The following is a 319-nucleotide window of genomic DNA, read 5'->3' as shown; positions in this document are numbered from 1 at the left end:
CACAAAAGCCCTGCAGGCCTTCGAAAGTGGGCTAGGCACCGCTCTTGTGGGAGGGCCTTCAGGCCCGACGCTTTTGTTTCCGGTCGCTGTGATCTGGCACAAGAGCCTCGGGCCTGAAGGCCCTCCCACAAAATCAACGCTCGCCCCGCGGCATACCCGCCGCCAACGGCAACGACACCCGGAAGCACGCCCCGCCACCCGGCGCATCCGTCGCTTCCACCGCGCCACGATGCAAGCGCACGATGTCGCGCACCAGATTCAACCCGACGCCCGCGCCGCGCTCATGCGGCTGCAGGCGGAAGAAACGCTCGAACACCCG

1 protein-coding gene is annotated in these 319 nt (G+C 66.8%); it reads right to left on the bottom strand.

The genetic code is table 11. From position 1 onward, the window contains the following. Positions 1–133 precede the first annotated feature (133 nt). On the bottom strand, positions 134–319 hold a 186-nt coding region (locus tag HKX41_10920), incomplete at its 5' end, for a HAMP domain-containing histidine kinase (protein ID NNC24642.1).

It is taken from the genome of Salifodinibacter halophilus (genome assembly GCA_012999515.1).
Lineage (GTDB): Bacteria > Pseudomonadota > Gammaproteobacteria > Nevskiales > Salinisphaeraceae > Salifodinibacter > Salifodinibacter halophilus.
Note: the sequence above shows the minus strand (reverse complement) of the source record. Positions and strands in the feature narration are given on the sequence as shown.